This is a genomic window from Zoogloea sp. JDB1 (assembly GCF_056724025.1).
Genome location: NZ_CM161496.1, coordinates 1111408 through 1126150 on the forward strand (window position 1 = coordinate 1111408; position 14743 = coordinate 1126150).

Sequence of the window (14743 nt, forward strand, 5' to 3'; positions counted from 1 at the left end):
GGTTTCCTTTTCTGAGCGTACTCGGACGGAGGCTGCCAAGTGTTGCAGCGCTGTCCTGAATGGGTGGAGCCGCGTTGGCCCCACCCTTGTTACGGCCGTTCTGTTAAGGGCCACGTCACCACTTGAAAGCCATGGCGGCGCCGACCCAGTGCTGGGACATATCGACATTCACCCCGTTACTCGGCCCACTGCCGCGGACTTCGGAGCCGAAGGCGCGGGCATACATGACGGATATCTCCGTGTCTTTGCTCAGGGCATAGGTGCCACCAAGGGTGAAGTGATCCTGGGGCGTGACGGGAGCCAGATAGTCGAGGGTTGCGTTTTCCCGGCTGACGATCTGCTGGCCATGGCTGACCCCTGTGCGCAGGGTCAGGGCAGGCGTGGCCTGCCAGGAAACACCGGCACGGGTCACCGTCTGGCTGCGCCAGCCGAAGCCGGGTTCGCTGGCGGTCAGTGCGTTGGCCAGGGAGTCCAGGTCGCCCCAATTGACGCGCATCACGTCGGCCGCCATCACGATGCTTGCCGTCGGGCGCCAGGCCACGCCGATGCCATAGCGTTCCGGAATGTCGAATTCACCGCGATGGGCCAGCAGGTTGCTGTACTTCTTGAGCTTGCCCATGCTGATTCGGGACGAATACATCGCGCCCAGGGTGACCTGCTCGCTCACCTGGCCGGACCAGCCCATCTTGAAGCCGACTCCGGTGGATGAATCCGCGCCCGGGCTTTCCACGCCGAGGGCATCGGGGACGCCGTCAACCTTGAAGCGCTGATAGGCAAAGTCGGCCGAAAAGCCGAGTGCATAGCCCGGCGCAAGCTTGATAGCATAGGTCGGGGACGCGATGATCTGGGTCAGCTTGGCGCTGTCCTTGTCGCGGCCACCTAGCAGAGGCGTGTCATACACGGTACTCACGCCGTTGCCATAGACCGAGATCCCGACGGATTGGTGATCGTCGATGACCCGGTTGTAGCCCAGTTCAGGCACGGGGACGGCTTTCACGCCATCTCCGTTGAACTCGGTACCGCCGAAGCTGGACTTGGGATCCACGATCACCACGGACAGCCCCAGATCGAGGCGATTACCTACAAAGGCCATACCGGCCGGGTTGTTGGCAGCCGCGAGGGCATCCTGAGGCAGGGCAATGGATGCGCCGCCCATGCCCATGGCCTTGATGCCGTAGCCGTGGGGCATTGGGCCGTTGGTCGCATAGGCGGACGAAAAGAGGGCTAGGGCCGCGACTGCTGTGCCCACGCGTACGCAAGCAGGACAGGAAGGGAGTCGGGTTGGGGGGTAGGTCATGTTGGGCTCCGGAATGCGTTTGTTCTTGCCAGTGCGTTGGCCGCCGGCCATTGGCTTGCCGGCGACGGTCGGAGTTCAGGCTGCCAGTGCCGTTTCTTCGATGACACGAGCGGTTGCTTCCGGGTCGTAGAACCAGGTGGACAAGCTCTTGGGGTCATTGAAGGCGTCGGCAAATCTGTGGGCCAGTGTCCCGTTCTGGCAGCAGGTGCCCAGGAACTGCATGACATGAGGCGGCGGCGGAACGAGCATGCTGTTGGTGAAGCGGGCAGACCATTGCGCGTAGTCCCAGTACTGTTCTGCGAGAGCTTCCATCCAGGTGCGGTCGAAGCCGGCCTCGCCGTGGCTCACAATGGCCTCGAGATACATGCTGGCGCCCTTGGAGGCGTTGTTCGAACCCTGGCCGGTCATCGGGTCGTTCAGTACCAGTACGTCGCCAAGTCCGAGCACCGTCCGGCCGGAGGGCAGCACGCCGATCGCGTTGCGCACGGTGGGCGTCACGCGGCCGAACAGGATGCCATTGTCGTCGGTCAGGCGGATGTCCCTGAAACGCGGGGCTTCCCACGGGAAGAACTCGGCAATCAAGGCCTTGGTCATGGCCAGGTGGTCAGCCGGGGTCTTCACGGCATCCCAGCGGTCCATCGGGCCGCCGATCAAGCACTCGATGTTGATGATGTCGCAGGGGCCGGTGTGCGTCAGGGCAGGGAAATGCACCAGTTCGCCGACGCCGGGGTTGATGTTGATGTTCAGGGCCGTGAAATCTTCCCTCGGAACCATGCCATGGACGTAGGTGAGGGCAATGGCGCGCTGCGGGCGGTCGAAGGTGCAGCGCGTGGCGTCTCGCTCGAAGAGCTTGCCCAGTTCGCCCTTGCCGGTGGCCACGAGCACCAGATCCGAGGTGTCCACCAGACGTTCCAGTTCGTCCATGTCCACGTCGCCGATCACCAGATCACCGCCGAGGCGTTCGAATTCATCCATCCAGCGGGGCATCTTGATCCGCTGGTCCACCGACTGGCCATTGGCCGACATACGTGAACGGAAATCCAGCATGGGGCCCGTTTCCGCACTGCCGGCGCGGATGTGAGCGCCTTCTATCGGTGGGCACTCCGCGTCCCAGAAGGCAATTCCCAATTCCCTTTCGTGGTTCAGCGCCATGTCGTACATGGACTGGCTGGAAAGGATCTTGCCCTTCGCAATTTCCTCTCCGGTGCGGTTGGATATGATCCTCACCGTATACCCTTTATTAAGAAGTCCAATACCCAGCTGAAGGCCAGCCTGGCCGGCTCCGACGATGGTGATATTGCGCATGTTTGCTTGCTCCGATTCTGAAAGTCTGTTGAGGCCTGTTTCTCTAGGCAATGTCAATTTCGGGCAAGCGCAATATATTGGCTATGCGTTTATTGCAGGGTCTGTGCAGTGAGTGCAATTTGCACTTGTATTTCGGAATTGAGGAGAAATGGAAATTTCATTCATGGCACACGCCGGAGGGTGTCGCTGGGCGATTCTCCGTAGCGCTTCCGGTATTCAGCTGCAAAACGGCCGAGTTCGAAAAAGCCCCAGCGCGTCGCTACACTGGTCACATTCCGGAATTTCTCGGTATCCAGCAATTCCTGGCGCACCTTTTCCATCCGCAAATCCCTGAGATAGCGCATGGGGCTGACGCCGCGAAACTTCCGGAAACTGTTGTACAGCGTGCGCAGGCTGATTCCCGTCAGCTCGGCCAGCTGTTCGTTGGTAATCGCCGTATCCAGGTGGGCGTGCATGTACTCTTCCGCTACCTTGAGATGCCGGGGCAGGACTTCGGTATCTGGCCTGTCGAGGCTATCGCTGAGGCTGTTGCCCTGCCATACCAGCAGGCCTGACATGATCAGCTGCTCGAATTGCGCGCGCATCAAAGGGTGCGCCACCAGATCGGGGTTTTGCTGCAGGCTGCGGAGAAGTTGGCGGATGGTCGTTTCCCAGGCCTGCCCACCGCCGCTTCGGGTATTCAGGTCCGTGTCGAATTGCAGGGCCTGGCGTAATGGCCGCCCAATAAGGTTTGTCGCATGGCGTTCCAAGGCTTCACGCTCGATGCGGACGACCAGTTTTGAACAGTTCGAGCTCCAGTTCATGGAAAAGGACTGCCCCGGACAGTGGATTGTTCCACTGCCGGGGCGGCTTAATCGGACTTGATTGCCTGACTCTATTCTGTCCTCGCCACGCAATGGCAATTGCACGAGAAAGAAGGCGTCGAGCTCCTGGGGAGCTACGTGGACACCGGCCCCGTAACTCATGATGCTGAAACTCATGGCCGGCGTCCGCAAATAGCGATGCCGATAATTCAATTGCCCACGCCGATCCATCAAGGAAAGGCGGTGATCACAGAATATCCCCGCGACCAATACCCGGGCCTCATCGAGATCCCTTGATTGCAGGAGATCCAGAGCCGTCAGGCGATTGTTCTGCATTGCGCACCCCGAGCAAAATGACAGCGACCTGCTTTATCTTTCAGGCTGCCGGCTTGTCTTCAATGTCTCAGCTTAAATCGTCGGTAGCGGTGAAAGAACTGATCAAACCTGATTGGCTGCAATAATCCCCCGCTCCCGCGCCATCGTGATGGCCGTATCCTCGATCATGTCCTCCTGCCCGCCGACCATGCCGCGGCGGCCCAGTTCGACCAGGATGTCGCGGGCCGGCACGCCGTACTTCTTGGAGGCGCGCTTGGCGAACAGCAGGAAGGAGCCGTACACGCCGGCGTAGCCGAGGGTCAGCGCGTCGCGGTCGATACGGATCGGGAAGTCCATGATCGGCACCACCAGGTCTTCGGCGACGTCGGTGATCTTGGCCACATCCACGCCGGTCTCGATGCCCATCAGGCTGCACACGGCGATCAGCACCTCCATCGGGGTGTTGCCGGCTCCGGCACCCAGGCCAGCGGCGGCCGCGTCGATCCGGGTGGCGCCCACTTCGATGGCGGCGATGCTGTTGGCCACGCCCATCGCCAGGTTGTGGTGGCCGTGGAAGCCGAGTTCGGTTTCGGGCTTCAGGGCTTCACGCACGGCGCTGAGGCGGGCCTTCACGGTTTCCGGCAGCAGGTGGCCGGCGGAGTCGGTCACGTAGATGCAGTTGGCGCCATAGCTCTCCATCAGCTTGGCCTGCTTGACCAGCCCTTCGGGGCTGTTCATGTGGGCCATCATCAGGAAGCCGACGGTGTCCATGTCGAGCTTGCGGGCCATCGTGATGTGCTGTTCGGACACATCGGCCTCGGTGCAGTGGGTGGCGACGCGGATCGTCGACACGCCCAGCTCTTTGGCCATCTTCAGGTGATCGACGGTGCCGATGCCCGGCAGGAGCAGTGCCGAGACCTTGGCCTGCTTCATCAGCGGGATGACGGTGGACAGGTATTCCTCGTCGGTGTGGGCCGGGAAGCCGTAGTTCACTGAGCTGCCGCCCAGGCCGTCGCCGTGGGTGACTTCGATCAGCGGCACGCCGGCTTCGTCGAGGCCGGTGGCGATGGACTTCATCTGCTCCAGGCTCATCAAGTGACGCTTGGGGTGCATGCCGTCCCGCAGGGTCATGTCATGAACGCGAATTTTTGTGCCTTTGAGTTCCATGGCGGTTTTCCTTACGCGGTAACGGGTTTGAGGGTCAGGCTGCCGGCCAGGATTTCCTCGGCGAACATCTCGGCGGTGCGGGCGGCGGCGGCGGTCATGATGTCGAGGTTGCCAGCGTACTTCGGCAGGTAGTCGCCGAGGCCTTCGACTTCGAGATAGACGGACACGCGATTGCCGTCGAAGACCGGGCCGTTCACCAGGCGGTAGCCGGGCACGTATTTCTGCACTTCCTGGATCATGGCGGCGATGGATTCGCGGATCGCGTCCTGCTGGGGTTCGCCTTCGACGAGGCAATGCACGGTGTCGCGCATCATCAGCGGGGGCTCGGCCGGGTTGATGATGATGATGGCCTTGCCCTTCTTGGCGCCGCCGACCTTCTCGACCGCGCCGGCGGTGGTGCGGGTGAATTCGTCGATGTTCTTGCGGGTGCCGGGGCCGGCGCTCTTCGAGGACACGGTGGCGATGATTTCGCCGTATTCCACCGGCTGCACGCGGCTGATCGCGGCGACCATCGGGATCGTCGCCTGGCCACCACAGGTGACCATGTTGACGTTCATCTCGCGCTGACCGACGTGCTGCTTGAGGTTCACCGGCGGCACGCAGTAGGGGCCGATGGCGGCGGGGGTGAGGTCGACCATCAGCACGCCCAGTTCGTTGAGCTTGCGGCTGTTCTCGGCATGCACGTAGGCGCTGGTGGCGTCGAAGGCGATCTGCACGCCGTCGGCCAGCACGTGGGGCAGCAGCCCGTCCACGCCTTCGGCGGTGGTCTTGAGGCCCATCTCGCGGGCGCGCTTGAGGCCGTCCGATTCAGGGTCGATGCCGACCATCCACACCGGCTCCAGCACGGGGCTCCGCTGCAGCTTGGCCAGCAGGTCCGTGCCGATGTTGCCCGGGCCGATCAGGGCGCATTTGATTTTCTTGATCATGGGTTTTCTCTCGGTTGGGTGACGGGCATTCCCGTTCTGGTGTTCTGTTCTTGTCTGGGGATGCAGACTGCGCGGCTTCCGCCCAGGGAGTTCAGGGAGGAAGACGGAAACCGCGCAGCTGCAAACTCTTCACGTCAGACGAAGCGCACCGAGCAGCCGCCGATGCCGGCGATGGTGAGACGCAGGTTATCCCCCGCCGCAACGGGCACCATCGCGCCGAGCGCACCGGAGAGGATGATCTCGCCCGCTTTCAGCGGAATGCCGAGGCGGCCGAGGGTGTTGGCAAGCCACACCACCGCGTTTACTGGCGAGGCCATCGTGGCTGCGCCAGCGCCCGTAACGGCTACTTCGCCGTTCTTTTCCAGCACCATGCCGCAGCTCACCAGGTCCAGCTCGCGGGGATCCACCAGGCGCGAGCCGAGCACCAGTACGCCACAGGAGGCGTTGTCGGCCACCGTGTCCTGGATACGGATCTTCCAGTCCCGGATGCGTGAGTTGACGATCTCGAAGCAGGCCATCACGCCTTCGGTAGCCCGCAGCACGTCGGCTGCCGTGACGCCGGGCCCGACCAGGTCGTGCTTGAGCACGAAGGCGATTTCCCCTTCGGCCTTGGGCTGGATCAGGGTGTCGATGGGAATCGGGTCGCCGGTGTTGTAGACCATGGCGTCGGTCAGCTGACCGAAGTCGGGCTGACCGACGCCCAGCATGTCCATCACGGCGCGGGACGTGACACCGATCTTCTTGCCGATGATCTTTTCACCGTCCTGCAGGCGAAGGGCGATCAGCTTCTGCTGGATCGCGTAAGCGTCTTCAATGGTCAGGGTGGGGTATTGCTCGGTCAGCGGACTGACCATCGAACCCTGACGCAGGGCGTCGTAGAGTGTTTCGGCCAGGTGGTCCGTCAATTTCTGGTCAGTGATGGCGTGCATGCCTTGTTCCTTCGGGGGCGTCTTTGGACCCCGTGCGTGTTTGTGGAAGCGGCCTTCGGGCCTGCCTACAAATGTTTGTGTCCCCAGACGCTGGTCACGTCGAAGAGCTTGACGTCGGTGTCGTCGGGGGGCATTTCCAGCCCACCCCAACCGCATTCGAGCTGGAGCTTCGACGGTGACTCCGCGTAGAACGAGAACATGTTGTCGTTCACGTGACGTCCTATGGAGCGGGTCTGGCGGAAGCCGTGGGCATGGACCCGGTCCAGGGTCAACCCGACGTCATCGATGTGATTGACCTGCAGCATCAGGTGTCCGAGGCGGCGGGGAATGGGCAGGCGGCCGAAGGCCAGGGTGTGATGGCGCGGATTGCAGCGCATGAAGATGAAGTCGCCAGCCAGACCACCGTAATTCTTGGTGGACACGTAGTCGCTGGTGACGAAGCCCATGATTTCGCCGTAGAACTGCTGTACGCGCAGGGGGTCGTCCACGACCAGCATGAGGTGACCCAGACCCTGTTCGCCGGTCACGAAGCCGCCGTGGCCCACCGCGGCGCGGAAGGGGCGCTGGGGCTGGAGGAGGCTGCCGTAGGAGACTTCCACGTCGATCCCGGAGGGGTCGGTCAGCAGGCACATCTCATAGACGCCGCGGGCGGCGCATTCGTCGCGGCTGCCCATGCGGAAAGGATGTCCGGCCTGCTCCAGGCGGGCGCAGACTTCTTGCAGGCCGGCCCGGTCGGCCACTTCCAGTCCAATGACCTTGAGGTCATTCCGCTCGCCGCGGGACACCATGATGCGCCACGGGCGGGCGTCGATCCGCAGTTTCAGGCAGTCGTCACTGCTGTCTTCCGCCACTTCGCAGCCGAATACGTCGCTGCCGAAGACGCGCCAGCGTTCCAGGTCGGAGGCCTCGATTTCCACGTAGGCCAGGCGTTTTACCAGATTCATCGCCATGTCTCCTCAGCGGGTCCGGCGCCACGTCAGTCGGGCCGTACGGGCTTCGGGCGTGCCTTCTTCGAGGCGGGCGACCAGCATGAGTTCGCCGTTGTCGCCGCGGACGATCTTGCGGCGTTGCTTGCCCCCCTGCCAGTTCGGGAAGATGGCCAGCTCCACGTGATGGGTCACGTAATCGCCCTCGAGCGAGTAGGCGCCCGCGTAGGAGAGGTATTCGTTGTAGGCGGCGGCCTTGTCGGCGTCGCTGGCGTCCCACTGGCCGCCGCTGCTGAAGAGCGTGCGCGGTGAGCGGGTCACGAGACAGAACATCGTTCCGTCGCCGTATTCGATGAAGCCTTCCAGCTTCTCGCCAAAGGGATGGACGACGCGCCCATCGTCGTACTCTTGCGTCCACGACTGGATGTACCAGCGTCCCTTGATGTCATCGGTCATCGTTCAACTCCTCGTCACCCGTCGCACGGTGCTCGGGTGGGATTGGACTTATTCGGTCAGGAAGTCGCGCACCAGGCGTGCGAAACGTCCGGCATGTTCAATTTGCGTCCAGTGGCCGCAGTGGCCATAGACGTGTAGTTGGGCGTTAGGGATCAGTTCGCACAGGCGCAGGGAATTGGCGAGGGGAATCACCTTGTCTTCGCGGCCGTGGATGATCAGCGTTTCGTGGGGAATCGCCTTGATCGCGTCCTCGGAGCTGGCGAGCGCCTTGACCCAGCGCTGACGAGGGGCCGGGAACATGGCCGAAAAGGCCTCCTGGGCGCCGGGCTGGATGCTGGCCTCGTAGCGGGAGCGCACGATGTCCTCGGTGATGCGGGAGCGGTCGAAGGCAAAGATGTCCATGATCCGGCGCATGTTGTCCATTGAGGGCTCGTAGCCCCAGACCGCGTCCAGACCAGGCGTCAGTTCGAACTCGACGCCGGCTGCGCCCATCAGTACCAGCCGTCGGACACGCTCGGGATGCTGGATGGCCAGCATCAGGGCGAGGGCTCCGCCAAAGGAGTTGCCGACGATGTCTGTCTGCTCCAGGCCCAGGGCATCCATCAGCCCTACCGCCTGGGCCACCCAGCGCTCTGCCGAATACTGTCCTTCCGGAGCGCGGGCGCTGTAGCCGAAGCCCAGCATGTCGGGCACGATCACCCGGCTGCTCTTGGCCAGTTCCGGCATTGCCAGGCGCCAGTTCACAAAGCCGCTCACACCCGGGCCGGAGCCGTGGATCATGAGAACGGGATGGCCTTCGCCGAGGTCGTGATAATTCGTCCTGACGCCATCGATATCGATGGAAAGACCGATTTCCGGGTTCTGCTGCATTTTTGCTGAAATCCTTTAGGGATGCGGGTCCCTGAGCCCGTATCGGGGACTGGCCGGCGCCTGAATGACAGAACGCACATCCTGTCTCGATGCTGCGCCGGCCGACGCCATGGGATTGAGTGCCCGTTGCGCGCCGATCGATATCGTCGCGTCGGCATGCAACGGAGGGGCTCAGAACTCCACCTTGTCCACCTTGTAGCGCGGCGGCTTGCCGTCGGCGGTTTCGCGGAAGCGAATGGACGAGGTCTTGGTCGCGCCGTTTACGCCGCGTCCAGGCTTGGCGATGCCGCGGTTCCAGCGGGAACACAGCTTGCGCCAGGTGATCGGGGACAAGTCGGTGGCCACAAGTTGTTCGTCTTCCCAGCCGGTACCGTCGGCATAGAAGTTCTGCATCGCTTCCCGGGCGTAGATGTCGCAATCATTGAAGCCGTGAAGTGCGAGGGGTTTGTACACCCGCTCGAAGCGGTACTTGTGATCTTCCAACTCCTCGGGCGTCTTGCAGACGCGGACGAGCACCTCCCAGTATTCGTGGGTGTCGTCGGTGATGGGGACGTTCCATTCGTACTGTACGACGTGTTCTTCCGGCCAGTTTTCGACCATCAGCACACCGGGCATCACGATGGACGTGCGGTAGGGACGCGCATTGACGCCCTTTACTTCCACACCCAGCTCCTTGTTTGCCAGGATGGGTTGCCACTTGTCGGTGAAGAGCCACTGCATCATGCCCTTCGGGCCGTTCTCGTCTTCGACCACGGTGATTGCGTCGTCACCGGTCGGCACGATGCCCAGGGGCAGGACCCAGTTCATAGCCTGCACGATGCTGCAGTCCTTGTGGACCAGGATGTGGGCATTGTCGAAGCCGTTCTCGATGGCAATACGCCAGTTGCCGTAGCCGGTGCGGTGCATGCCCATCGCCACGGCACCTTCGTCCAGTAGGCTGGGGGTGTCCGGCCACAGGGGGTGCGGGAAGCGCTCGTTGCTCTTTGGGAAGCGGAAGGGCAGGTCGTGCTCCAGCGGCGGCACGTCCGAGTCCGGATAATCGTCATCGCGCACGAAGACGAAGATCATCCCGGCCACTTCATGCACCGGATAGGTCGTCACGCCGGTGGTGCCGATCAGCTTGTCGTCCGGGTTGCCGACGATGGTGGTCAGGCTGCCATCCTTCAGGTCGAAGGTGAAACCGTGGTACCAGCAGGAAATGGTCTTCTTGTCGAAGCACATCTTCTTTTCGGAGAAGCGCACGCCACGGTGTACGCACTGGTCTTTCAGTGCATATACCTTGTCATCCACCCGGCGCAATACGATGGGGACACCGCAGATTTGCACGCCCTGGACCTGGTCTTCCGCAAGCTCATCGCTGAAAAGGGCGGGATACCAGTGGTTGATGAAGCCCCAGGCAGCGTCCTTGTAAGGCTGATATTGGCTCTGGGTCTTCTGATTATTGACGCGCTCTTCGCTGATGGTATTCAGTTTCTGGGTGCGCCGACGAATGATGGGTTGCTCCGACATCTTGATCTCCCGATTGCTGATTGAATGAGGTCGCGGTGAATCTGGGAGATATGGTATTGGGCGGGAATTGAGTCGACGCTCCACTTACTGCTCTGCTTATCCCCTTAGTGCACGAATGAAATAAGGTATCTTCGGGAGCGTCGAATGGGCTTCCCCGTTGCTGGAAAAGCCCACTGCCCGCCCTTAGCGGGCAAGGGTCTGCGAAGGGCTTTCGCCGAAGCGGCGTTTGTAATCGGTGGTGAAATGGCCGAGATGGGTGAAACCCCAGTGATACGCCACCGCCGTTACTGTGGTGTCGGAAGGAGACAGGCGCTTGAGTTCTTCATTGACCCTGCGCATGCGCACCTCTTTCAGATACAGCATCGGCGAGGTATTCCGGAAGCGGCGGAAGCCATTGAATATGGAGCGGCTGCTGACTCCCGCGTGTTCTGCCAGATCGACGATGGTGATCGGCTGATCGGCATTGTCCTCGATATAGCGTTCTATACGTTTGACGAAAGCCGGCGCAATCGAGCGCTCCTCACCCGTCAATTCCTCCGTGTAATTGTGCGGTTGGCAGGTGAGCAGGGTGGCAATGACTGCCTGTTCTACCTGGGCCGCCATGATCGGGGAGTCGAAACACTGCTCGTCCAGGGCCAGGGATTCGTAGATCCAGCGCAGAAGTCCGGTCCACCGGCTGCCGGCGACGCCATCCAGCATCATGGACGGCAGGAACTCGATGGGCTGGCGCAGGGCGCGGCCCAGATGCTGGATACAGCTGCGTTCCAGTACCTCGCGTTCGATGCGCACCACCAGCTTTTCGGTATTGGCCTCGTGATGGATGACGGAGGGGGAGGTGGCATTGATGACCGAGCCTACCTTGCCGCTGGAGCAGACCGTCTGACCACCAACATCGATCACTTCGCGTCCGCTCAGCGGCACCTGAGCCAGATAGAAGGAATCGAAGCTGCCGGGATCGATATCCACCGCCCCGCCGTAGGTAATGCGTCCGAAGCCCACGTCGCGCACCTTGCGGTAGTGCAGCCGTGCGTTGATGGGGCGCAGGCCGTCCAGCTTCCTGAGGCGGCTCTCGCAGAAGGTGCGGACGCCCCACTGGCGCGCTTCTTCCACACTCTGGGTCTGGAAAAGATTTGCCCCGGCCATGAGCGGAAGTGCGCTCGATTCCGGTTTATGACCAATAAGTTCCATTTCAGTCTCCTCCGTTGGAACATTGCTCATGTCTGCCTGTTCTTATGAGCGGAATTGGACATCGTTCTCTCTGGAAGCGTATGTCCGAATTAAGTGCAATGTTGCGCAGCGTTCTTGTTTTTATTTCCAGCGCGCCGAGATTTGAACATTGTCCGAACCAAAAAGCACTCTTGCGGTGCAGCATTTTTTCAAGCTGGTGCATCGTCGCATTCCTCTGTCAGGCATTTTCTGGATAAAGCCTGAAAAATCAGGCCTCGACGTCTTTGTGCGTGATTTGAAGATGCAAGCGCCGTGCCGAATTTCGTGTCTCCGGTGATTGCCGGATATAAATAAAAGTGCACTTTCCGGATGCTCGGTGCACTTTTTGTATAGCGCTTTTCGGGTGTTTCAAAAACATGAATCGATTCGCTTGTTCCTGTGCGAAGCATGTTGAAGCCGTCGATTCCAGGAAAAGCACCGGGCACCCTCCTTAATCGGAAAACTGCACTGCCGGGATAAAGCCTTGCCTGATTTGGAGCGACGTCGGCGGGGCCGATTCATAGGATGCGTTCCACGCGCGGTCCTTCGCGCACTCCACGAGTGTGAATGCAAGCCATGGAATCCAGCCTCATGAACGATCAAACGCACCAAATCACGCTGCGCTTCGCGGACGGCGCCACTCATACGGTCCATTCGGAAAGTGGTCGCTCCGTCCTCGATGTTGCCCTCCAGGCGGGCGCGCCGCTCATACATCAGTGTCATTCGGGCAGCTGCTCAAGCTGCATTGCCACCTTGTGCGCGGGCGATGCTGCGACCCAGCCCGGCGCCACGCCCAGCCTGCTGAGCAGCGAATACGCTGCCGGACAGCGCTTGTTGTGCGTGACGCAGGCGAACACCGACTGCGTGTTCGAACTGCCCTACACCAGCACGGCGGGCCAGATCGCGCCGGTTATCGCAAACGCCTTCGTGAATGAAGTCGAGCGGGTCGCTTCCAATGTGATCAGGCTCAATCTTGAACTGGCTGAAGGGGATTGGCTCGATTTCCGCCCCGGCCAATACCTGCAGCTTGAAGTTCCAGGCACCGGTGTGGTGCGCAGCTATTCCCCGTCAAGCATCGCTGCAGACCTGCCGCAGCTGGAGCTGCTTGTGCGCCTCCTGCCGGGCGGCGCCATGTCCACTTGGCTGCAGGAGCAGGCACGGCCGGATGACGTGGTCAAGCTGCACGGCCCCTACGGCGCTTTCTTCCTGCGCGAGGAGCATCGCCGCGCCAAGCACATCTTCGTGGCTGGCGGGACGGGCCTCGCGCCGGTGCTGTCTATGATCGACGGCATCCGCCAATGGGGCGGGCGCAAGCCCCAGATGCTTCTCAATTTCGGCTGCGCCACGCCGGACGCCCTGTTCTGCCTCGACGAGCTTGAACTGCGCCGCCAGTGGCTGCCAACGCTTGAAACCCGGATCACCGTTGACCGTGGAGCGGAAGGCGAGCTGCTGTCCGGCAGTCCCGTGTCCGCCCTGCGGGAAGGCGATGTCACCGGTCCCGACACGGTGGCCTACTTGTGCGGCCCCCAGCCGATGATCGATGCCGCCACCCAGCGCCTGATCGAGTTGGGCATGTCGCCCGAACATATCTACAGCGAGCAGTTCGTCGCCAGCCACTAACCGGAGAGAAACCTCATGAGCATCCCCAGTGTGCCGGCCTTTAGCGCCGAGCAGCAGGCCTGGTACGAAAAGGCCTGCGCCAAGATCGACCCGCAGCGTCTGCAGAAACTCCTCTTCTCGATCGTGGACATCCACAGCCCGACGGGCGCCGCCCGTGCTGCCAGCGAGTTCATGACCAAGCATCTGTCGGAAGTGGGGCTGAAGGCCCGCTATCAGCCGATGACCGAGACCAGCGGCAACGTGCTGGCTGAATTGCGCGGGAGTGGCGGCGGTGCAACGCTGATGCTCTACGCGCCCATCGATACCCACCTGGACCTGACCGAAGCGGAAAGCGAATGGACTGGCGCCAAGGGTGAGGCGGACATGCAGCCCCGCGCGCAGATGCTGGACGACTGGGTCTTCGGCCTGGGCGCATCCAACCCGAAGGCCATGGTGGCTACCCTCACGGAGATCGCCACGGCGCTGATCGAGGCGGAAGTGCCTATCGTCGGCGACCTGCTGGTCGGGATGGCCGATGGGGGCATGCCGGTGGACATTTCCGCCCGCAACCATGGCGGCATGTCGAATGGGGTTCTGCATCTCCTCAACCGCGGTGCGGCGGCCGACTTCGCGGTGATCATGAAGCCCTGGAACTGGGTCTATCACGAAGAGCCGGGCATGGGCTGGTTCAAGATCCGGGTGCACGGCACCCTGGGTTATGCCGGGGTGCCCCATGACCTCCCCGCGTTCCGCAGCTCGGTGGTGCCCGCCGCCACGGTGATCCAGGAACTGGAAGCGTGGCTGCAGGAATACGCCGACCGCAATACCTCCGGCGTGATCAAGCCCCACGGGTGGATTGCCGGCGTGCGCTCCGGCGATCCGGAACGTCCGGCCTTTCCGTCGGCGGTGACCGAGATCTTCTTCGACATCCGGATCAACCCGCGCACATCGCCGGCCAATGTGAAGGCCCAGTTCGTGGAGTTCGTGGCGGATCTTCGCCAGCGCCACCCGGACATTGTCCTCGACTGGGAAATGTATGGCTCCGTGCCCGGCGGCACCACCGATCCGGAAAGCTGGATCGTGCGCTCGGCCAAGCGGGGCTGGGAGCACATCGAGCGGCGCTCCCACGGCATGCCGGACCTGCTTGGGGGGCAGACCGACGGTACGGCACTGCGCCGCTATGGTGTTCCCACCGTGCGCATCGGCTGGCCCTGGCCGGCGCCGAATCCCCCGCTGCCGGTTGCCGAAGGCCTGGGCGGCATGGGGGCGACCTACGTGCCGGACCTCATCCCCTGCGCGCACAAGATCATGTACGTGCTCATCGACACCCTGACACGCAAGCGCCAGGAACTGGGGCTGTAAGCCCTTGGGGCCGGCGTCGTGCCGGCCCGAGAGCGTCTTGTCATAGCCCCTTGAGCTGTTTTCAGGAGATTTT

General features: G+C 62.1%; 13 protein-coding genes. 2 read left to right on the forward strand and 11 right to left on the reverse strand.

The annotated features are described in order from the left end of the window. Positions 1–115 precede the first annotated feature (115 nt). The 11 genes from AC1PPK_RS04935 to AC1PPK_RS04985 form a co-directional block, all read right to left on the reverse strand. Positions 116–1297 (reverse strand): OmpP1/FadL family transporter, encoded by a 1182-nt coding sequence (locus AC1PPK_RS04935; protein ID WP_481116727.1) that lies wholly within the window; start codon positions 1295–1297, stop codon positions 116–118. A 75-nt stretch (positions 1298–1372) separates the two neighbouring features. Next, entirely contained in the window at positions 1373–2602 is a 1230-nt protein-coding gene (locus tag AC1PPK_RS04940) for a styrene monooxygenase/indole monooxygenase family protein (RefSeq protein WP_481116728.1), read from the reverse strand. 161 nt (positions 2603–2763) lie between these two features. Then, on the reverse strand, positions 2764–3741 hold the full coding sequence (locus AC1PPK_RS04945) for an AraC family transcriptional regulator (RefSeq protein WP_481116729.1): 978 nt from the start codon (positions 3739–3741) through the stop codon (positions 2764–2766). A 102-nt stretch (positions 3742–3843) separates the two neighbouring features. Then, the gene (gene dmpG, locus AC1PPK_RS04950; protein WP_481116730.1) at positions 3844–4887 is read right to left on the reverse strand and encodes a 4-hydroxy-2-oxovalerate aldolase; all 1044 of its coding nucleotides are present in this window, start codon (positions 4885–4887) and stop codon (positions 3844–3846) included. 11 nt (positions 4888–4898) lie between these two features. Continuing rightward, positions 4899–5813, reverse strand: coding sequence for an acetaldehyde dehydrogenase (acetylating) (locus tag AC1PPK_RS04955; protein WP_481116731.1), 915 nt, complete (start codon positions 5811–5813; stop codon positions 4899–4901). Positions 5814–5947: 134 nt separating this feature from the next. Beyond that, complete coding sequence (gene dmpE / locus AC1PPK_RS04960) at positions 5948–6742, reverse strand: 2-oxopent-4-enoate hydratase (RefSeq protein WP_481116732.1); 795 nt, start codon at positions 6740–6742, stop codon at positions 5948–5950. Positions 6743–6807: 65 nt separating this feature from the next. Beyond that, entirely contained in the window at positions 6808–7686 is an 879-nt protein-coding gene (locus AC1PPK_RS04965) for a VOC family protein (RefSeq protein WP_481116733.1), read from the reverse strand. A 12-nt stretch (positions 7687–7698) separates the two neighbouring features. Next, positions 7699–8124 carry a lipocalin-like domain-containing protein gene (locus tag AC1PPK_RS04970; protein ID WP_481116734.1) on the reverse strand — a complete coding sequence of 142 codons (426 nt, stop codon included), beginning with the start codon at positions 8122–8124 and terminating at the stop codon, positions 7699–7701. Positions 8125–8172: 48 nt separating this feature from the next. After that, positions 8173–8994 carry an alpha/beta fold hydrolase gene (locus AC1PPK_RS04975; protein WP_481116735.1) on the reverse strand — a complete coding sequence of 274 codons (822 nt, stop codon included), beginning with the start codon at positions 8992–8994 and terminating at the stop codon, positions 8173–8175. A gap of 171 nt (positions 8995–9165) precedes the next feature. After that, complete coding sequence (locus tag AC1PPK_RS04980; RefSeq protein WP_481116736.1) at positions 9166–10503, reverse strand: Rieske 2Fe-2S domain-containing protein; 1338 nt, start codon at positions 10501–10503, stop codon at positions 9166–9168. Positions 10504–10686: 183 nt separating this feature from the next. Then, positions 10687–11721, reverse strand: a complete 1035-nt coding sequence (locus AC1PPK_RS04985; protein ID WP_481116737.1) for an AraC family transcriptional regulator — start codon at positions 11719–11721, stop codon at positions 10687–10689. 579 nt (positions 11722–12300) lie between these two features. Here AC1PPK_RS04985 and AC1PPK_RS04990 point away from each other — a divergent pair. Both AC1PPK_RS04990 and AC1PPK_RS04995 read left to right on the forward strand, forming a co-directional pair. After that, positions 12301–13329 (forward strand): FAD-binding oxidoreductase, encoded by a 1029-nt coding sequence (locus AC1PPK_RS04990; protein ID WP_481116738.1) that lies wholly within the window; start codon positions 12301–12303, stop codon positions 13327–13329. A 15-nt stretch (positions 13330–13344) separates the two neighbouring features. Further along, positions 13345–14670, forward strand: a complete 1326-nt coding sequence (locus tag AC1PPK_RS04995; protein WP_481116739.1) for an acetylornithine deacetylase — start codon at positions 13345–13347, stop codon at positions 14668–14670. Positions 14671–14743: the final 73 nt, after the last annotated feature.